The sequence below is a fragment of the Paenibacillus sp. 05T425 genome (assembly GCF_056396205.1).
The window spans coordinates 1-427 of sequence record NZ_JBFTLA010000117.1; the positions used below are offsets into that span (position 1 = coordinate 1).

At 59.0% G+C, this 427-nt stretch carries 1 protein-coding gene; it reads left to right on the plus strand.

Going from position 1 to position 427, the window contains the following annotated elements; genetic code table 11:
- Positions 1-427: sigma 54-interacting transcriptional regulator (locus AC1DF0_RS32360; protein ID WP_477577687.1), on the plus strand; the 427-nt coding region annotated here is incomplete at both ends.

A 427-nucleotide genomic window follows, 5' to 3' on the forward strand; every position in this document is an offset into this window, starting at 1 on the left:
GGCCTGTTGCGCTTGCAGCCGTTTCATCTGGAACGTCCGGAAGCCGTCAAGGAACTGATCACCCGTAGCGGTACCGAGTGGATCGCCGTGCTCGATCAGGATGTCCTGCGAATGCAGAATGTCGGGGATTTCGTCTGCGAATGGTTTTTTGACTTCCATACCTTGCCGTTCGATGTTTCAAGGGTTCAGGTCACTCTGGGCCGAGCGTTCGGCATGGCGCGCCTGCGCGGGCAGGGCACGGTTCATATCGATCAGCCTGAACACGAACTGCTCGGCGACAGCAAACCGATTCGCGAGCTGCGCAAATTGCTGAGCAAACTGGCGCCCACCGAATCGCCGGTGCTGATCCGCGGCGAAAGCGGCACCGGTAAGGAATTGGTCGCCCGTACCCTGCATCAACAATCCCAGCGTCACAGCAAGCCATTCG